The sequence below is a fragment of the Leptotrichia sp. OH3620_COT-345 genome (genome assembly GCF_003932895.1).
Taxonomy (GTDB): Bacteria; Fusobacteriota; Fusobacteriia; order Fusobacteriales; family Leptotrichiaceae; genus Pseudoleptotrichia.
Map to the genome: position 1 here is coordinate 31,304 of NZ_RQYW01000002.1, position 21,291 is coordinate 52,594.

The following is a 21,291-nucleotide window of genomic DNA, read 5'->3' on the forward strand; positions in this document are numbered from 1 at the left end:
CCTCCCTGAATTATTTAGTTAAAATGTCTAATTTCTTTTTTCGAAATATTTTTCTCATCAGATCTCTGAATGTATCCGCTCTTGCTGAAAAATCAACTCCGATATAGTAATTCATTTCATTTTTTATATTTCTTATATTTGAACCGTAGTTTATAGACTTTTCACTTCTTTTCGTAACTGTTTCTCCCCCTATTTTTATTTCAAAACCGTTAAATACGTTATAATTTACCCATGCATTATATCCTAAAGGATTTGATGTATTTGTTTCTTTATCTTTCGCTTGGAAAGGAAACTTCACTTCCAGATTCCAGAACCATTTATCCTTATACAGATTATCCTGTATATATAATGTCGTTGCTCCACTGTATTTCCCGGTATTTTCCGACTTCTGAAAATCTGTTTTTACAGATACATTTGTCAGTCCCAATGTTTCTCCAATTTTATCAGTTACCGGAGAAAAAATCAACTGATTTAATGTAGTATTCAGAAGAGAGCCTATTACCACCGCTCCATCCTGAGATGTTCCACCCTGACTGTTTTCATTACCCTGCCCTGTCGTATTAAAGGCAAGAAGAGATAAAATTTGTTCTTTTGCAAGTCCCGAATCGGATTTAAAAACCAAATTCGCATCTTTTAAATAACTGTTCATGGAAATTTCTATTCTTTCACCGTTTATTGAAGTATTTGCCTGAAAAATTATAAAAGGATTCATGTCTGCTACTGTCGCCAAAGGATCCGTAAATCTGATTTCAACATTTTCCAGATTAAATTTATTATTATTCAATACAAATGAACCTTTTTTCAACGTATAGTTCCCTAATAGGTTGACATTACCCGAATCATAGAATATTCTGCTTCCCCCGACTATTTCTCCTCTTATATTTTTTACAAGACTTACATTCTGTATATTTAATTTTAAATCTTTTGTCGTATGTATATTTATATCTACAGTATATTGTTTTACAATTTTGTCGATTACTTCTTCTATTATACCTTCTACTATTGTTTTTTCTTTCAACTGTTTTTCCTGAGCTTCTTGGGAAAGTTCCTGCTTTTCCCCTCCAAAATCAGGTATCTCCCTTATTTCTCCCGAATTTACTGTCAAATTCCCAAACAGATTATTTTCAGTAAATTTGACATCCCCACTTAAAATGAGGTCTATTCCTGTTCCGTATCTTACTCCGACTTTATTTAAATCGGCATTCAACTCAAATTTTCCTAACTCAAGTCTTTTCGTCCTCATAAAATCAGGCGGAATACTTGGGACATCAAGATCTCCATCAACTTTAAATGTTCCTCCGTTATATCCTCCATCAAGACGATTAACATTCAACTTTCTATTCACGACATTTATATCAGCATTTATATTTTCTACATTCGTAAGTTTATCCTTTGTTTTGTAATAAAAACTGTCAAGCAGCACTTTCCCGGTAGTCTGTTCATTTGAAAAAACTATATCTATATCGGCAACTCCTGAAGCTTTTTCAACGTCTTTTCCCACTTCGAGAAATGCTAAATTAAAGTCTTTTGCAAGAACCGACATATTATACTGAATAGGTACAAAATCAAGGTATCCGTTTATAAGTAAAGGATTTTTTTCATATTCAAGATAAAACTGTCCTATATTGACTCCTTTATTATTCGCCTGTATGTCTACATCAAGATTATCCACAGGAAATCCGCTAAGTACAAGTTTATCCGACTTTATTTTCAAATCAGTAAAAAATTCTTCAGGTTTTCCTTTTAAAATAAAGTTTAAATCAATATCACCACTGTATCCTTTTTCTTTCAAATCCTGAACTGAATCCAAAGTAAATTTCTGATTTTCAAGTTTGTAGTCTATATCTATGTTTTCTAAATCAAACTTGGTATTTGTCCTGAACAGTTCCTCTCCGTTATCTCCATACAATGTAAATTCTTTTATATCAAAAGTCCCGTATTTAAAGAGTTTATCCACATTTCCGTCTGAATATTCCATCTGTGCCGTTACTTGAGGAAGCTTAAAACTTTTATAACTTATATTATCAAAAATTACCTTTCCGGTCAAATCAAATTTATTTAAGTCACCCTTCAAATTAAGAACCGAAGAAGTTCCGAAAGTCAGATCTTTAAATTCAAACAGTTCAGGTATATCAGGCTCATTAAGATTGAGTACTATATCTGCAAGTCCTGTTTTTAAATCATACATTCCTCCTATACTGTTTTTTCTCAACTTAAAATCCATAAAATTAAGTACACTGTTTCTTATATCTACAGTCCCTCCTGTATCCCCTATATATTTGGAATGTATTGTAGTTTTTGCAGGAAGCATAGTTATATTTCCAGAAAGATTATCAAGTTTACCGCTTAAATTCGCAGTCAGACTATCTATATAGACATTAACTTCGGGCTGCACAGTATTGTATAAAACATAATTATTTAAACTCGAATTTATAGTCATATTCCCTGTTTTTAAATTATACTGTCCCCTTGCACTTAGTTTTCCGTTATGTAAATCTACAATATTTAAAATATTGTTTCTTATATCCAATTCTCCTGTTACATTTTTAAATCTCTGGTATCCTAACCACAACTCTTCCATTTTAGCATTTACATCTAAGTTTAGACTTAGTAAATTTCTTATTTTCCCCTTAGCATAAAGCTCTTCATATTCTATAATATACCGTCCGAAAGAGCTGTATATACTATAATTTCCACTGAGCTTATCAGATTTCCCGCTTATATGCATATTCAGAGATACGGGAAGCCTTGCAGTGTCAAGTCCTTTTAACTTATAGCCATACTGTCTTAGCAACTTCGCGACATCAAAAGATGAATATTTTCCCGAAGTAACTGTATAAGAGTGATACATCTCTTTTGTAGTGCTTCCTCTGACACCTACCGTTTGTCCTCCTGTATTTATATCGGCATTTACATTATAAGCTTTCTCTGTTATTACAATCTGCCCATTTATACTGTCGAAATATTTGTTCTGTCTACTTTTCAATTTTGCATTTATAACCCCTGACTCAACTATACCTTTTGTCCCGAAATCAAGCACAAGATTTTTTATATCGGGATTCACTTCATATGACCGTCCTTCGTATTTTAAACCGATGTAGTCTTTTCCTTTCGCATTTACCGTCATCAACTTTTTTAAAGGAACTATTATAAAATTTCCGTTTATTTTGGAGGATGTAAAATTCCCCTTTATATTGTTATTATTATCTATATTTCCCGTTCCTATTATTCTACCTATTTCATAATCGGAACCTTCATTTACAATTATATAATCTCCACTTCCATTTTTTTCTTTCACATTATATATAAATTTTCCGCTACTTATATGATTTTTTATTTTAAATCCACCTATTGTTTCGTCAAAATAAAATTTTGTATTTCTGACGGTCAATATCTGATTTCTTGTCATTGCTATTTCAGTTTCCAAATCTCTGAAATTATATCCTGCGAGTTCTATTCCTGAAGAAGAAAATTTACCTTGCAGTTCCGTTTCTTTAGATTTTGTATCTATATTTACATCCAAATTCCCTGTCACTTTTCCTGTAGCCTTTATTTTTGCTTCTTTAAAAAGTTTATACTTGGCGATTTCCTCAAAAGGAGTATTTTTTGCATTTAATTTAAAAGTCAGTATTCCTTTGTCAATATCCGAATCCAGTCTGAATGTCAGAGGATTGTCATCAAAGTTTTTTAAGGCATCTACGGAAACTGTATTTTTTTTCATTTCAATTACTGCATCTGCATTTTCAATATCTCCGTCATAATCCTCATAGAAAACTGTTCCATTTTTTACAATCAACTTTCCTTCAGCCTTTATTTTTTTTTCGGAGTTTCCGTCACTTAAACTGAGCGTTCCGTTTAACAGTCCTTTTTTTACTTTTATCATATCAAGAGGCACATATTGTCCAAGTTCTTCATTTATATTAATATCTTTAAATATAAAACTCAAGTTAAACTCTTTTTTACTCACATCACTATTTTTTTTTATATCAAACAATGATTTGAACGATTCTCTGTTATTCACAAGCTGTCCAAGCTTTATTCCTATTTTTTCCTGTCCATTCCCGTTTCCTTCCGCTTCCAAATAAAAACCTCTTGATTTGGAAATATCCAGATACCCCGACACATTATCCAATTTTTTTTCTATTTTCTTTTCAAAACTTATATCCGAATAATGAAGTACTGAATTATGCACATATATTTTCCCTATTCTGCTTACTCTGTCTATGTTTTTTTTATTCGGATCCCCAGGAGGAAGAATATTGAACATATTAAATTTATTGTTTTTATATCTTTCCAAAAATATTTCTCCTTTATACGCATCTACTCTGGGTAATCTTGAAGGAAGCATTAAGTTTACCGTAGCCGTAGCTTTTTCAGCTTTTATTACTACATTTCCCGTCTGATCTTTAATTATAAGATTATCTATACTGATTTTACTGAAACCATTCAATTCCACTTTATCAAATTCCACATTCAATCCTGTATTTTTCAAAATTTTCTGTAAATTCCCCTTAAAATTGTTTGTGGAAATATAAGCTTTTAATAAAAATAGAGATAATAAAAGAGGAACAAATACAAATAAGCTTTTTTTTAAATATTTATTCATCTATTACCTACCTCCGTTCTATTTTATTTCTATTCAAATTCAATATCCATAAGTCCGACTATTCTTGCCAAATCTTCATAATCAAAAAAATCAATCTCGATTTTTCCTTGCTTCTGTATATTTCCTCTTATATAAACTTTCGTTTCAAAAAATTCTCTCAGTTTATTTTCTAAAAATATTTTTTCATTGTTTTTTTCATCATATTCTTCATAATTCTGATTAATATCCTGTTTATACAATTTTACATCATTTTCATTATTTTTTTCTTTTTTTTCGAAATTTTTATTAACTTTTTTCGTATAATTTTTTACAATTCTTTCAGTTTCTCTGACAGAGTACTTTTTTTCAATTATTTTATATGCCAAATCTTCTATTTTTTCACTTTCCTGAATACTCAGCAGTGTCCTTGCATGTCCGTAAGACAACTCATTTTTTTTTACCATTTCTTTTACCGTTTCAGGTAATTTTAAAATTCTCGTCTTATTTGAAATAGACGACCTTGTTTTCCCCAGTTTTTCAGCCAGTCTTTCCTGAGTATACCCGTAAACTTCCATAAGCATAATATACGATTCAGCTTCTTCTATAGGATTCAGATTTTCCCTTTGAATATTTTCAAGCACTGAAATTTCATAACTTTTAGAATTCCCTGCATCCATCTTTATAACCTGCACGGTTTTCATTCCTAAATCCCTACATGCTCGATATCGTCTTTCTCCTGCTATTATTTCATATTTCCCCGTATCAAGCTTTCTGACTACTATTGGCTGTATAAGACCGTTATTTTTTATAGATATTTTCAATTCTTCCATTTTTTCATCATCAAAATATTTTCTCGGCTGATTACTGTTAGTAATTATTTTATCTATATCCAAAGCCAGTAATTTCATTTTTTTCCTTTCATGTTAAAACAATCTTTACAAAGGTTTTTTTGCAGGTATTCCTGTTTTTCTCGGATATTTAGTGTCAGTTTTCTTTATTTTCCTTATTCCAAATATAATTCTCTCATCACCGCATTCAGGAAGAGAAAGTTTATATATGTCTTCAACTGATGAATTTAAAATTTTCAGAGCATTTTCAGACTCTTCCAATTCATTTAAATTAAGTTTCTGAGGGAGAAATCTTCCTCCTGTTTTCACAAAAGGTATCATATATTCAAGTATAACTCTTAAATTTGCGACTCCTCTGCAAAGAGCGATATCAAAAGTTTCTCTATTTCCGTTTATCAATTCTTCAGCTCTTTCAAAACTTGTCTTCACATTTTTCAGTTGAAGTTTTTCAACTACTTCGTTTATAAAATCTATTTTTTTCCTCACCGAATCCACAAGAAGAAATTCTTTTTCGGGATAATAAATTGCAAGCACAAGCCCCGGAAAACCTGCACCTGTACCTATATCTACAAGTTTTTTTTCATCTTTTCCTATTATTTTCGTCAAAAGAAGAGAATCTACAAAATGTTTTTCTGCCATTCCTTTTTTATCTCTTATTGCAGTAAGATTCACAACCTTATTTTTTTCATAAAGAAAGTTTAAAAACTCTGTCATTTTATCAATTCTATCATTTTCTACAGAAATTTCCGATTTTAAAAGCAAATTACAGAAATAATCTTTAATATTTTCTTTCATTTCAACTGTTTCAATACTTTTCATAACTTCCCATACTTTCAATTTTTATTTTAATATGCCCTCAAGATACATAAGCAATACAGAAACATCTGCCGGAGTCACTCCTGATATTCTTGAAGCTTGTCCTACATTATAAGGTCTTTTTTCCTTCAATCTCTGTTTTGCTTCACGTGTAATCCCTTTCATTGTATCATAATCAAAATCCTCAGGTATTTTTTTATCATCAAGTTTTTTCTGCCTATCCATTATCTGTCTTGCCTTTACTATATACCCCTCATATTTCACCTGAACTTCTATCTGATATTCAGTTTCATCATCAAATGAAAGTTTCGGTATATTTTCCATAATTTCAGCAATGTATTTTATATCCTGATAGGTGACTTTCGGACGTCTTAATATTTCTTTCAGAGTAGTTCCGCTTTTCAGAGATTCATCATACTTGTCGAGTATTTCTACCAATCTTTTGTTACTTATACCAAGTTTTATATTTTCAAGTTTTTCTATAGTTTCAATTACATTTTTTTTCTTTTCTTCTATCCTGTTATAATATTTTTTATCTAACAAGCCTATTTTATAAGCTTTTTCCGACAGTCTCATATCGGCATTATCTTCTCTTAAAATAAGTCTGTATTCCGACCTTGCAGTGAACATTCTATATGGCTCAAATAACTCCTTATTTATAAGATCATCTATCATTGTTCCGATATATGAACTTTCCCTGTCAAGAATAAGAGGTTCTTTTCCTTTTATTTTCAAAGCTGCATTTATTCCCGCTATAATACCCTGAGCAGCAGCTTCTTCATATCCGCTCGTTCCGTTAATCTGCCCTGCAAGATAAAGCCCCTTTATTTTTTTTGTTTCAAGAGTATAATTCAATTCCCCCGGATTTACGATATCGTACTCCACTGCATATCCGTATCTCATTATATGAGCATTTTCAAGTCCTGCTATAGTATTTACTATTTTTTGTTGATATTCTGCGGGATAACTGGTAGACAAACCGCTTATATACACTTCCGCTGTATCAAATCCCTCAGGTTCCAAAAATAAATGATGACTGTCTTTTTCATGGAACTTGACTACTTTATCTTCTATTGACGGACAGTATCTCGGTCCCGTACTGTCGATACTTCCGTTATACATAGGGGCTTTGTCGAGATTATCCAGTATTATTTTGTGGGATTTTTCATTTGTTCTTGTGAGATAACATGATAATTGAGGTTTTGCAAGAACTTCCTCATCAGGAGTTCTCATAGAAAACTTTAACGGTACTCCTATTTCTCCTGGCTGTTCTTCCAGTTTAGATAAGTCAAGAGTTCTTATATCTATTCTTGGTGATGTTCCCGTTTTAAATCTCCCCATTTGAAACCCGAGAGCTTTTAAAGAATCCGAAAGCTCTTCTGAAGAAAGTTCCCCCATTCTTCCTCCTTTTATTCTTTTTTCACCAATATATAAAAGACCTTTTAGAAATGTCCCCGTTGCTGTAATTACAGCTTTTGCCTTAAAATCAAGACCTGTTTTGGTTCTTATTCCTTTTACTTCTCCGTTTTCAATTATAAATTCCGTAACTATATCTTGAATAATTTCAAGATTTTCCTGATTTTCAAGAACTTTTTTCATTTCCCTTGCGTATATTTTTCTATCCGACTGTGCTCTTAATGATCTCACGGCAGGTCCCTTTTTTGTGTTCAATATTCTCATCTGAACAAAGCTTTTGTCCATATTTCTTCCCATTTCTCCGCCTAATGCATCAACTTCTTTCACCAGATGACTTTTTGCCGGACCTCCTACTGAAGGATTACACGACATTACTCCTATATTATCAAGAGTTATTGTAAAAACGGCAGTTTTCATACCTAACCTTGCCGAAGCCAACGATGCTTCAATTCCTGCATGTCCCGCTCCTATTACAATAACATCATACTCTCTCATTTACTTATTTCTCCTTGTATTTTTATCTTAAATTTATTTTCATATATTTTTTTATCAGCATTTTATATTATACAGCATTAATTTATTTTTTTCAATCAAAATAAGGAACCTTACTTCTTTTAAAAACCAAAGTTTACAGCTCCTTATTTATTATTCTATTTTTTTATTTAATTATTTTAAATATTTCAGAAAGTTCATATCTGAACTTTGCCGTTTACTCTTCATCACGATAACTGAAACTCACCATATATTGAAGTCCATATTCATGTAAGAGTATAATCTCTTTATTACTTAAATATTTTTTAACTTTTTCTTTTTCAAACTCTTCTATGGCACAACTGTCTATTTTTAAAAATGGCTATCGTCATCATATTTTTCAAATCTATATAAATCTGTTTTAATCCTCAGCCAAATAACATTCTTCCACTTTCAAGAACTTTAAAATATTTTCCTTAAAATCCGTAAAACTCCTCTTTCATTATACTTTGCATTTCTTCTGCTATATCTTTTACATTTTAATATATGATTTACATGATCACTTTCAGCTGTAATTCCTTTTTTTGAAAGTATAATTACGATATGACGCATGTTCAAACTATTATAATTCCCTATGCAAATTCTTTAAAATTCTCTTTCATCTTTCTATTTTTCAAAAGCAGGAATTTTCATGGTTCAAATCCAAAAGAACTTGGTGACAGTCTTGCAGATTCCATGTATAGCGGAAAATCCTCATCACTTACTTTTTTCTCTACTGTTCCTCCTGCAAGTTTTACATCCCTCCCCCTTTTTATCTTTCCTACATGATTTTGAATTAATGGTGCTTTTAAGACTATTTCTTTTTAAAACAGTATTTCAGATTCATTGTTTACTATATTTTCTTGTTATTATCTCAAAAATAACTTTACATCCCTTTATATATATTATTCGTATCTACTTCTGCTTATAACAAATCTCTTTTTTCTTCATTCTCCTTTCCCATTCTATAATTTGTCTTTTTTTAATTTGCCGCTGTTATTTATCAAATATTTTTTGTGCGTCACTTTTAGGAGTTCCGTTAAGTATTCCTGCACATAAAATCAAAAAAAGATAAAATCTTTTTTCTTCATTTATTTTCCTTTCATTTTTTTGAAAATTCATAGTAATTTAAAATATTTATATGAAAAAATATTGTCCTGAATTTTAATCATATAAGCATTATAAATAAATTCATATCAGTTTTGTCTTAGTGTAACTATACTTTTATTTTGAAATAATATCGATTATTATAATATTATATACTTTAAATATTCATATTCGTTTTACATATATTTCAACAAATCCTATTCTATAAGAAATCATTTTTCTTCAACATTCAAAATTTTATAAAAAATATGAACTATATTTTGCGGAAAATCAGTTGTTAAATAAAATATTGCCTTTTTCCAAGTATAATTCATATTTTAAATTGAATATTCTTTTATTTAATTTTTTACAAAAAATTTAATTTCCCATATAAAGTTCTCTTAAAAAGAATTCTCCTCCTATTGCCATAAATCCAAGTCCTTTTACTTTAGGATTTACAAGATACCTTTTCTGCCTTTGAAACAGAACTATTACCGGAGCTTCTTCAGAAATTATTTTCTCCATTTCAAGCATTGCTGTTACTCTTGTTTGAGGATCCGCTGTACTTTTTACAGTTTTCACAAGTTCATCATATCTCGAATTTGTAAAATCTCCTCGATTATTGGCATTTTTCGAATCAAATAAATCCAGATATGTTATAGGATCTTGAAAATCTCCTACCCAGTTTGCCAAAGCCATTTGATAATCTCTCTGCTTTGATCTCTGTATTCTTTCTTTTCCTGTTACAATACTTAATTTTATTTCAATTCCAAGATTTTTTCTTAAACTTTCCTGAATATATTCAGCCATAATTTTTGTGTTTACTCCTTCAGCAAAAATAAGTTCCAGTTCGGGAAATTTTGTCAATCCTTCTTCTTTTAATCCCTCTGAAAGTAATTCCTTGGCTTTATCCAAGTTAAATTCAGGGATTGAAGTAGGTACTTCTTCTGAAAAATCTTTCTGAAGTCCTTTTATTCCAATTCCTCCCGGAACAAATGATTTTATATATTTTTCAGAATTACTCAATGCTTTTTCAACTAATTCTTTTCTGTCTATTCCCATGAGCAAAGCATTTCTTATTTTTATATTATTTATCGGCTTTACTTTTGTGTTTAAAAGTATATACCATACCCCACCATCATTTGCTTGCACCAATTCAGGTTTTCCTTTATATTCGGAAGACTGTTCCAATGTAACTGATGTCACATCCACTTCTCCATTTTTAAAAGCATTGGATGCAGCTGTTGTATCTATAAGTTTTAATGTAATACTATCTGCCTTTATATTTGAAGCATCCCAATAATCGGGGTTTTTCTCAAATGTAAAATGTGAATCATTTTTCCATTCTTTTAACAAATAAGGTCCTGATGATATCGTCGTTTCTGCTGAAGTAAAATATTTTTCACCAACTTCCTTAAAATACTTTTCATTTAAAGGCATATATGCCTTGAATGTTATTAAATCATCAAAATAAGGTGTAGGTGCTTCCAAAGTTACCTCCAAAGTCCTGTCATCAATAATTTTTATTCCCACTTCTTCAGCTTTTACTTTACCTGCATTAAATGCTTCTCCATTTTTTATAGGGAACAGGAGATTTGCATTACTTGCAGCTGTGACAGGATCTAAAGCTCTTATCCAGCCATCTCTGAAATCTTTTACAGTAATAGGATCCCCATTTGACCATTTTAATCCTTCTCTTAAATGAAAGGTCCATACTAATCCGTCAGAAGAGGATTCCCATTTTTCGGCAAGTCCTGCCACAGATTTTCCGTCCTTATCCTTTCTCAGCAAGCCTTCCATTATCAAGTCATCGACTGTTCCTCCCGCTACATCGGTAGTTATTTGCGGATCTATTGAAGAAGGTTCTGTCCTTAAATTCAATGATATTGTATTACTTTTTTTCAAATTTCCGCCGCAAGCCATTATGAAAATCACCACAGCAAGAGTTAATAATATTTTTCTCATTTTCCACACTCACTTTCTTTTAATTTTCATTTTCTTATTATATAATTATACCTTATTATTTTTGAAATTTCTACAATCAAATATTATTTTATATTCTTTATCATTTTTTCTTTCACTACTATTTTAATTTTTTATCTATTTCAATTAATTTTTTCAATTCCGTATAAAAATACATCCTATGTTGATATTCAATGCTATCAATAAAGCAGCGAAGAAGGAAGTATTCCTTTGATTTAAATACATCCTATGTTGATATTCAATTTAAATTATCATAATAGCCCTCTTTTAGACTTTTTCATTTAAATACATCCTATGTTGATATTCAATTGCTAACAATTATTTAGAAGTTATAGGAAATATATAATTTAAATACATCCTATGTTGATATTCAATATCCTGCTAGCTACTTTTCCATCTAAGAATAGAGTATTTAAATACATCCTATGTTGATATTCAATACATCTATAGAAAATTCACCACTTTTATGTTTTATATTTAAATACATCCTATGTTGATATTCAATAATCTTCCGCAATAATAGCCAATACTCCAAAATGCTATTTAAATACATCCTATGTTGATATTCAATGGCAGAATTGCCAGAAGCAATAAAATACGTATACAAATTTAAATACATCCTATGTTGATATTCAATACTTTTTGTAGAAAAAAGTCAACAAAACTAAGAGGATTTAAATACATCCTATGTTGATATTCAATCTTCATAAAATATTTTCTCTCTTAATTCCTTTCTTTATTTAAATACATCCTATGTTGATATTCAATAATCTTAATATTGACCTTAGCGAACATCCTCATCTATTTAAATACATCCTATGTTGATATTCAATACAGTAGATAAAGGCTAAAAAGCATTACTACTGCCATTTAAATACATCCTATGTTGATATTCAATCGACTATTGAATCTATAGCGTCTTTCAATAAATCCTATTTAAATACATCCTATGTTGATATTCAATAGAGATTACATACCTCAAGAAGTTAAAGAGTGCAATATTTAAATACATCCTATGTTGATATTCAATACTACGGCATTGAATAGAGCAATAGCGACTATTGAATTTAAATACATCCTATGTTGATATTCAATAATTTTTCTGGGTTTTCATTAAATTCATCTATTGTATTTAAATACATCCTATGTTGATATTCAATAACGTTTCAAGCCAGCTACGCTCATTCTTATATTCATTTAAATACATCCTATGTTGATATTCAATTTGCAAAACCAATCTGGGAAGTTCAAAAATTTAGTTATTTAAATACATCCTATGTTGATATTCAATCCTCTCTTCAAGCTCTATAGATCCTCAGCTCGTCGATTTAAATACATCCTATGTTGATATTCAATACCGATTAATCTTATATTTTTGATATACTTTATAATAATAAAACTCTGCTATATTTAATTATATACTTTTTTATCCCAACTTACAACTTATTTTTATGTAAATTCTTTTGCAATATAATAAAACTTATATTTTCAGATATTTTTTATAACATTATGCTGGGAAATAATATTATTTTTAACACTAAATGCATAAACTGCCACCTATGTTTATTTTAATATTTTTTATGAAAATTGAAAAAGACCCGAAAATAAAAATTCCATCGGGTCTCTATTTTTTTTAATATTAAATTTATTAAATTATTTTTCTTCTATACTTAAATTTCCGAAGAAATATTCTCCACCTATTGCAGTAAACTGCATTCCTTTAACTTTAGGATTTACAAGATATCTTTTCTGACCGTGTCTTAATGGTGCAACAGGCACTTCTTCCGCTATTATTTTTTCAATTTCTATCATAGCCGGAACTCTTACTGCAGGATCTGCCGAACTTTTAATTTTTCTTACAAGTTCATCATATCTCGCATTTGAATAAGATCCGTGATTATTTCCTCCGTTTGTCACAAATAAATCCAAATAAGTAATCGGATCATGGAAATCTCCCGACCATCCTGCTAATACAAAATCAAAATCTTTCTGCTTCATTCTTGAAACTCTTTCTTGGAATGTCATTGCCGACAATTGTAACTCAACTCCAAGATTTTTTCTTAAACTTTCCTGTATATACTCAGCTATCAGTTTGTTATTTCCTGAATCATTGAATATCATTTCAAATGGAGGAAATTTATCCATTCCAAGCTCTTTTAAGCCCTCTTCAAGAAGTTTTTTAGCTTCTTCAGGATTAAATACAGGTATTGTTGTGGAAACTTCTTCTGCAAAATCTTTATTTAATCCTCTTATCCCTATTTCAGACGGAACAAATGTTTTTGCAGTTTTTCCTGAACCGCTTAACACAGTCTGAGTCAATTCATCTCTGTTCACAGCCATAAGCAAAGCTTTTCTCACTTTTGCATTACTCAATGCTTTTGTTTTAGTATTAAACAGTAAATACCATACTGAACCGTCATTATTTGTAACTAATCTCGGATCATCTTTAAATTCTTTAGCCTGCTCCACTGTTATGGAAGTTACGTCAACTTCTCCGTTTTTAAATGCGTTAAATCCTGCCGCATTATCAGAAATAAGCTTAAATACGATATTATCAACTTTTACATTTGCATTATCCCAATAATTAGGATTTTTTTCAAAAGTCATTTCAGAGTCATGTTTCCAAGTTTTCATTATATAAGGTCCTGAAGACAATGTCTTATCCGCTTCAGTAAAGTATTTATCTCCCACTTCCTTATAAAATTTTTCATTCATAGGCATATATGTCTTAAATGTAATCAAATCGTCAAAATAAGGTGTAGGCGCTTCCATTGTTACCTCAAGTGTCTTATCATCTACAACTGTTATTCCTACATCTTCCGCTTTAGCTTTTCCTGTGTTATATGCTTCTCCGTTTTTTATAGGATAAAGCATATAAGCATATTCAGCAGCGGTTTCAGGATTAAGTCCTCTCAACCATGCCGCTTTAAAATCATTTGCAGTTATAGGATCTCCGTTTGACCATTTTATACCGTCTCTTAAATGAAATGTCCATTTAAGACCGTCAGGAGTAGCTTCCCATTTTTCAGCCAGTCCCGCAACAGGTTTACCTTCTTTACTTCTTCTGAGTAACCCTTCAGTTATCAAATCATCTACTGCTCCTCCTACTATATCAGTAGATAATTGGGGATCTATTGACTGAGGCTCTGAAACTGCATTCAAAGTAAATGTACTTCCTTTTTTTCCTGAATTTCCGCCTTCAGTACTTCCCCCTTTTCCTCCACAGGCCAGTATAAACATAAGCATTGTAAATGCCAACAATATTTTTTTCATTTTACTATCTCCTTCTTTCTTTAGGTTTTTTCGACCTTTATTTTAAACTAGATAATTTATTATACCTCATATAACGATAAATTTCTATTACAACTTTATAATATTTCATATATTTTATATATTCTTTTATTTACTAAAGAAATAAAAGAAAAGGTCCCAATATTTATGATCTTTTCAGTTTTTTCATACTTTTGTGAAAAAATTTAATAAAAAACTGATATTTCAATTTATTTCTTACTCATTCTTCTTTTGTGATATTTCATTGTTCTCTCACTTTTCCGTTAACGACTACAAAACTTTTTCATAAAATTTTAGATATAATAACCGAATATTTTTAGTTTCGGCAAAATTTAAGTTAAATTATTTTTCGGTTCAACTTTTTTCAAAAAAACAACAAAACAAACTATAAAATTTATTTCTGAATATAAGTTTCATCCAAATTATAATCTTTCCCTATAGCATTAAACTGAATTTCTTTTACTCTCGGATTTACGAGTTTGATCTGCATTCTGTTATATAAAAGACCTACCGGCATATCTTCTCCTATTATTTTTTCCATCTGTATCATAGCTTCTACTCTTTCTTTCTGATTCGCCGATGTCTTCACTTTTTTAACGAGTTTATCGTACTCCGGATTTACATATTGGGAATAATTGTTACCATTTGTCGATTCAAATCTTTCCAAATAGGAAATAGCATCATTATAATCTCCCGCAAATCCTGCCAATACAAGATCAAAATCTTTCTGTTCCATTCTGGCAAGTCTTTCCTGAAATGTCATTGAAGAAATTTTTATATTTATACCTAAATTCTTTCTAAAATTTTCCTGAATAAACTCAGTTATAATCTTATTATTACCCGAGTCATTAAATATCATATCAAGTTCAGGAAACTCAGTAATTCCAAGTTCTTTCATTCCTTCACTTAGCAGTCTTTTTGCCTCTTCTATGTTATATTTAGGAAATATTTCTCCCGCTTCCAAGGCAAAATCTTTATCTACTCCTATTATTCCTATATTTTTCGGAGTATATGTGTAAGCCGCACTTCCTATACCATTCAGCACCCCTCTTACCATTTCTTCCTTATCAATTGCCAACGATAACGCCTGTCTTATTTTTTTATTGGATAATACTTTATTTTTCATATTAAATATTACATACCATACTGAACCGTCATTAGTGTATTTTAAACGTGGATCTTCCCTGAACTCTTTCAACTGCTGAACAGATATATTCGTTACGTCAGTTTCACCATTTTTAAAAGCATTCAAATCCGCAGCGGCATCATTTATAAACTTCGCCTCAATTTTTTCAAGTTTTATGGCATCCTTATTCCAATAATTGGGATTCTTTTCAAATATAATGTCGGAATCCCGTGTCCATGACTTTATAATATAGGCTCCCGAAGATATTGAAGTATCAACGGAAGTCATATATTTTTCTTTTACACTGTCATAAAATTTACTATTCAGCGGTAAATATGTCTGGACTCTTACAAGGGAATCAAAGTAAGTTACAGGAGCTTTTAAAATAACTTCAAGAGTATAGTCATTCACAACTTTTATTCCGACATCTTCAACTTTTGTCTTACCTGTATTATATTCTTCGGCATTTTTTATAGGAAAGAGCATAAAAGCATATTCAGCTGCTGTTTCAGGCTTTAAAGCTCTCAGCCATCCCTCTTTAAAATCATTTGCCGTTATTGTATCACCGTTTGACCATTTGGCATTTTTTCTTAAATAAAACGTCCATACTAAGCCGTCATCTGAAGTTTCCCATTTTTCAGCTATTCCGGGAATAGATTTTCCATCTTTTCCCTGCCTTGTAAGTCCTTCTCCTACAAGAGAATCCACAAGTTCTCCTGTCGCATCATTTGCAAGCTGAGGATCATAAGACTTACCTTCCTCTTTCAGATTCAACAGTAATGTTTCACCGGTATTATTTACTGCGGCTTTATTTCCGCATCCTAATATGAACAATACTGCCAGTACTGTAAATAAAAATTTTCTCATTTGTCTTTGCCCTCTCTAACTTCATAATTTTATTTTTTTATAGATGCATTATAGAAATCTATAGGATTTCCCACAGCTTTTATTGAAACTTCTTTCAAATCAGGGTTTATAAGGTAAGCTGCTACCTGATAATAAAGCCCTGAAACATTATAATCTTCCATCAACATTTTTTCAGCTTTCTGCATTGCTTCTATTCTTGCTTTATGATCGTTGCTTGCTTGAGCAAATGCAACTAATTTATCATATTCAGGATTTGAATATCTTGAAACGTTCAGACCCGTACCCGTAAGGAACAGCTCCATATATGTCATCGCGTCTGCATAATCAGGTCCCCACGCATATCTTATTATTTCGTAGTTTCCTTCGTTTCCTCTGGATAATCTTTCCTTATATGTTATTATTTCAACATTTATATCTATACCCAATTTTTCTTTCCATTGAGACTGATAAAATTCACTTTCTTTTTTTCCTGTCCCTTTTTCATCGGCAGTTAATGTCAATTTTACCTGATCAGGAGTAATCCCCAATTCTTTTAATCCTTCTTCAAAAAGTTTTTTTACATCCAAGTCTTTATACTGTGCATAAAGGTCACCTAATTCATCTCTGAAATCTCCTGAAACACCAGGCATCCCGTTTGCAACTATTCCTGAAGCTTTTACCCCTCCGTCATTTAAAATATCTTTGACAAGAGCATCTCTGTTTATGGCAAGAGATAGTGCCTGTCTTATTTTTTTATTTTTCAATATCGGATTCTTCTGATTAAATGCCAGATAATAAACTCTTCCATCAGGAACTTTACGCAGTTCCGGCTTACCTTCAAATGAAATTATTTTTTCCACTGAAATTCTTGTCAAATCCAATTCTTTATTTTCAAACAGATTTGTCGCTGCTTCAAAATCAGTCACCATCATTGCTGTTAAAGTATCAATTTTGATATTATCTTTATTCCAGTAATTAGAATTTTTTTCCATTACCACTCTATTGTCATGTATCCATTCTTTCATTGTATATGGACCATTGTATATGGATTTATCCGCTTCTGTAGCATATTTATCCTTATATTCGGTTATAGCTTTTTCATTTAACGGAAAATAAATAGGCATTATGAGTGTTTTACCAAAATATGCGGCCGGTTTCGACAATGTTATTTCAAGTGTATAATCATCTTTCACTTTTATTCCCACACTGTTAAAATCTTTGGTTTTCCCCATATTATAATCTTCAGCCCCTTGAATATAATACATTATAAAAGCATATTCAGCTGCAGTGGCAGGTTCCAGACCTCTTTTCATTCCTCTGAAATAATCATAAGCATTAACTGTATCCCCATTTGACCATTTCATTCCCTGTCTTATTTTAAAGGTCCAGATTTTTCCATCTTCAGAAATATCCCAGCTTTCAGCTCCTGCAGGAACAATTTCACTTTTTTCATTTAATCTTACCAGACCTTCATAAAGCATACCGGATACCATAAATCCTCCCATATCCGTCAACAGTTGAGGATCAAGTGAAGCAGGCTCAGCTTCCATATTAAAAGAAACTGAATTTCCACTCATTTTTTTTCCTTGATTTTCCCCGCATGATACGACTAAAATCATCCCTACTAAAAACAACAATATTTTTTTCATAATTCCTTCCCTCCTACATAATAATTGTTCTACAATTTACACTTAACTTTTAATTTATAATACTGTATCTCTGATATAATTATTATATATTTTTTCAATTATTTATACAATTATTTATTATTTATATAATGATTAGTTTTATAAATGGTAATTTTTTTATTTATCTGTTATAATAATAAAAAGAATTATCCCGAATCATTTAAATAGGGTCTTTCCGATTTTAATACCTAAATTGAAATTTAGATATTAAAAACCGGTATTCTCCCATCTGAAATAATTCATCTTTTATTTATTTTTTTGCTTCCTTAATGTCTTCAGCTAAAGTTTTTCCTGAAATAAAAAGTATTTTTGATAAATTTTCTACTTTTATATAGTTCCTTGTATTTATAATATATTCCATTGTATATTGTATTCTTTCTTCTGAAGTAACAGGTAGTGTATTACTCTTTTTGAATAAATTTATATCTGAAAATTTTTCTCTGTCATATATTTTCAAAATATAATCTTATCCCGATTTTGAAATTATAATTGCTCCGCTTTTTTCAAAAATTTCATTTAACTCTTTTAACGGTTTTCTTACTCTTTTACTGCTTATATTCAGCTTTTTAGATAAATTTTCAGCAGTTTTATATTTATCTTCTGATAATAAATCAAATATTTTCCTTATTCTACTGTCCAAAATATCCAAACTTCACTTTATATTTATCTTTTCTTATCTTAGTAATTAAAGTATAACTTTTATTTTTAAAACATCAATTACTATTTTTTCTTTTATATTATGGCAAAAAATTTCTCCAAATATAATTTAATGTAAAAATTTGAAAAATTTTAACATCCATTTATTTTAAAATATTAAAAACCCGACAGTATATTTTATCTTTTTTGATTTAGATAAAATTTTACTATCGGATTTTATTTACGGATTTTTTATTTTTATACAATAAATAATATTTAAAAAATTTTAAAATAATAAATACTTACATATTATAATAAACTTTCCTAAAATCTATCTAAAATATACAACATAATAACTGTTTTAAACATTCCAAAAATTAAAACTTATTTTCTTTTTAAAATACAACACAATATTTATTTTAAATTATAAATCAGTCTATTTTTGAATCGGTTTTACTAAAACCGAATATTATATCAGATTATGTTCCTCCAAAAAGGAAGTCTCTACAAAATGTCCCGGCCTATATTCTGTAAGTTCAGATTTTTCAGGTATAATTCCGATTTCAGAAACATCTCCCACGGGACTTCTCAAATATGATTCTTCCATTTCTATTTTTTCAGTCTTCTTATGTTCCGGATCTGCTACAGGCACTGCTGAAATAAGTGATTTTGTATAGCTGTGTACAGGGTTGTTATAAACATCATCAGGATTTCCCAATTCTACAACTTTACCTCTATACATAACCGCCACCCTGTCAGATATATATTTTACCATTGATAAATCATGAGCAATAAAAAGCAATGTCAAATTACGTTCTTTTTGTAAATCTTTCAAAAGATTTACCACTTGTGCCTGAATAGACACATCAAGAGCCGAAATAGGTTCATCACATATAAGAACTTCCGGATCTACTGCAAGAGCTCTAGCTATTCCTATCCTTTGTCTCTGTCCTCCTGAAAACTCATGCGGAAATCTGCTTGCGTGTTCTCTGTTAAGTCCGACTACTTCAAGGAGTTCATACACCTTTTCCATTCTTTCCTTTTTAGACGAAGCCAGTTTATGAAGGTCTATTCCTTCAGCTATAATATCTCCTACTGTCATTCTAGGATTAAGTGATGCCTGAGGATCCTGAAATATCATTTGAACCTTTTTAGTAAACTCTTTATTGTTATATTCATCTGTCAGTTTCCCGTCCAATATGATTTTTCCTGCAGTTTTCGGATAAAGTATGCTCAATGTCCGTCCTAAAGTAGTTTTTCCTGAACCTGATTCACCTACAAGACTTAAAACTTCCCCTTTATAAATATCCATTGTTATATTATCTACAGCCTTCAAAACCTGTTTTTTCTTCATAGGGAAATATTTTTTCAGATTTTTCATTTCTATCATTTTTTTTCTGTTATTTATGTCAGTCACGTTACTCATCCCCCTTTTTCCTATTTACATTATTAAAAGGAGTGTTAATCTCCGGTGCTCCGTCAACATATAACCACGATTTTACAAAATGATCATTTCCCATATTTATCATAGGCGGTTTTCTCTCATAATCAATTTTCATTGCATACTCGGACCTCGGTGCAAAAGGGTCTCCCGCAGGAGGTTTTAACAAATCAGGAGGTGTTCCGGGTATAGACTCCAACTTTTCATTGCTTTTCATATCAAGTCTCGGAAGCGATTTTAAAAGTCCCCATGTATAAGGATGTTTCGGATTTTTAAACAATTCCTTAACAGGAGCTTCTTCCAACTTTTCTCCCGCATACATTACCACTACTCTGTCGGCTGTTTCAGCAACAACTCCAAGATCATGAGTTATAAGTATTACTCCTATGTTCAGTTCTTTTTTCAGATTATTTATCAATTCCAGAATTTGTGCCTGTATTGTAACATCCAGTGCCGTCGTCGGCTCGTCACATATTAATAAATCGGGTTCACATGATAATGCAATTGCAATAACCGCTCTTTGTCTCATTCCTCCTGAAAACTCATGAGGATACTGGTTGAATCTTTCTTTAGGTTTAGGTATTCCTACTTTTTCCAACATATCTATAGCCTGTTTTCTTGCTTCGGATTTACTTACTTTTTTATGTATCAAAATACCTTCCATTATCTGCTTTCCGACTTTTATTGTAGGATTCAGGGAAGTCATAGGATCCTGAAATATCATTCCTATTTTTCCTCCTCTTAGTTGTCTCATTCTTTCATCTGAAACTTTTACGAGATCCTCTCCTTCAAATAAAATTTCTCCGCTTTTTATTTCTCCCGGCGGCATAGGTATCAGTTTCATGACAGTCTGCACGGTAACAGATTTTCCTGAGCCTGATTCTCCTACTATTGCCAATGTTTCTCCTCTATTTACTGAAAAACTTATATTTCTAAGTGCTTTTACTTCTCCTGCATAAGTATTGAAAGAAACACTTAAATTTTTTACTTCTAAAATTTTTTCATTCATTTTTTTCTCC

At 30.8% G+C, this 21,291-nt stretch carries 13 protein-coding genes and 1 CRISPR repeat array; all 13 genes read right to left on the reverse strand.

The genetic code is table 11. The features are described from left to right. Nucleotides 1-10: 10 nt before the first annotated feature. The 13 genes from EII29_RS01395 to EII29_RS01455 all read right to left on the reverse strand — a co-directional run bounded on the left by EII29_RS01395 (nt 11) and on the right by EII29_RS01455 (nt 21,281). Nucleotides 11-4,606: a translocation/assembly module TamB domain-containing protein gene (locus EII29_RS01395; protein ID WP_125235762.1), complete on the reverse strand. Its 4,596-nt coding sequence runs from the start codon at nt 4,604-4,606 to the stop codon at nt 11-13. A 29-nt stretch (nt 4,607-4,635) separates the two neighbouring features. Beyond that, nucleotides 4,636-5,493 (reverse strand): ParB/RepB/Spo0J family partition protein, encoded by an 858-nt coding sequence (locus EII29_RS01400; RefSeq protein ID WP_125235763.1) that lies wholly within the window; start codon nt 5,491-5,493, stop codon nt 4,636-4,638. Between the two features lie 27 nt (nt 5,494-5,520). Beyond that, nucleotides 5,521-6,216 carry a 16S rRNA (guanine(527)-N(7))-methyltransferase RsmG gene (gene rsmG, locus EII29_RS01405; RefSeq protein ID WP_199726007.1) on the reverse strand — a complete coding sequence of 232 codons (696 nt, stop codon included), beginning with the start codon at nt 6,214-6,216 and terminating at the stop codon, nt 5,521-5,523. A 57-nt stretch (nt 6,217-6,273) separates the two neighbouring features. Further along, nucleotides 6,274-8,160: a tRNA uridine-5-carboxymethylaminomethyl(34) synthesis enzyme MnmG gene (gene mnmG, locus EII29_RS01410; protein WP_125235764.1), complete on the reverse strand. Its 1,887-nt coding sequence runs from the start codon at nt 8,158-8,160 to the stop codon at nt 6,274-6,276. Nucleotides 8,161-9,171: 1,011 nt separating this feature from the next. After that, nucleotides 9,172-9,297: a hypothetical protein gene (locus tag EII29_RS12980; RefSeq protein ID WP_255410999.1), complete on the reverse strand. Its 126-nt coding sequence runs from the start codon at nt 9,295-9,297 to the stop codon at nt 9,172-9,174. Between the two features lie 342 nt (nt 9,298-9,639). Next, nucleotides 9,640-11,226 (reverse strand): peptide ABC transporter substrate-binding protein, encoded by a 1,587-nt coding sequence (locus tag EII29_RS01420; protein WP_125235765.1) that lies wholly within the window; start codon nt 11,224-11,226, stop codon nt 9,640-9,642. Nucleotides 11,227-11,389: 163 nt separating this feature from the next. Then, nucleotides 11,390-12,600: direct repeats of the CRISPR family, unit length 30 nt; unit sequence ATTTAAATACATCCTATGTTGATATTCAAT. Nucleotides 12,601-12,897: 297 nt separating this feature from the next. Next, entirely contained in the window at nt 12,898-14,517 is a 1,620-nt protein-coding gene (locus EII29_RS01425) for a peptide ABC transporter substrate-binding protein (RefSeq protein ID WP_125235766.1), read from the reverse strand. 412 nt (nt 14,518-14,929) lie between these two features. Next, nucleotides 14,930-16,528: an ABC transporter substrate-binding protein gene (locus tag EII29_RS01430; RefSeq protein ID WP_125235767.1), complete on the reverse strand. Its 1,599-nt coding sequence runs from the start codon at nt 16,526-16,528 to the stop codon at nt 14,930-14,932. A 29-nt stretch (nt 16,529-16,557) separates the two neighbouring features. Further along, nucleotides 16,558-18,156, reverse strand: a complete 1,599-nt coding sequence (locus tag EII29_RS01435) for a peptide ABC transporter substrate-binding protein (protein ID WP_125235768.1) — start codon at nt 18,154-18,156, stop codon at nt 16,558-16,560. A 289-nt stretch (nt 18,157-18,445) separates the two neighbouring features. Further along, a complete protein-coding gene (locus EII29_RS01440) occupies nt 18,446-18,652 on the reverse strand; it encodes a hypothetical protein (RefSeq protein WP_125235769.1) in 207 nt (68 codons plus the stop codon). Nucleotides 18,653-18,661: 9 nt separating this feature from the next. Continuing rightward, entirely contained in the window at nt 18,662-18,835 is a 174-nt protein-coding gene (locus tag EII29_RS01445) for an HTH domain-containing protein (RefSeq protein WP_233573218.1), read from the reverse strand. A gap of 465 nt (nt 18,836-19,300) precedes the next feature. Then, on the reverse strand, nt 19,301-20,257 hold the full coding sequence (locus tag EII29_RS01450; RefSeq protein WP_125235771.1) for an ABC transporter ATP-binding protein: 957 nt from the start codon (nt 20,255-20,257) through the stop codon (nt 19,301-19,303). Beyond that, complete coding sequence (locus tag EII29_RS01455; RefSeq protein ID WP_125235772.1) at nt 20,250-21,281, reverse strand: ABC transporter ATP-binding protein; 1,032 nt, start codon at nt 21,279-21,281, stop codon at nt 20,250-20,252. Before EII29_RS01455 ends, EII29_RS01450 begins: the two co-directional genes overlap by 8 nt. Nucleotides 21,282-21,291 lie beyond the last annotated feature (10 nt).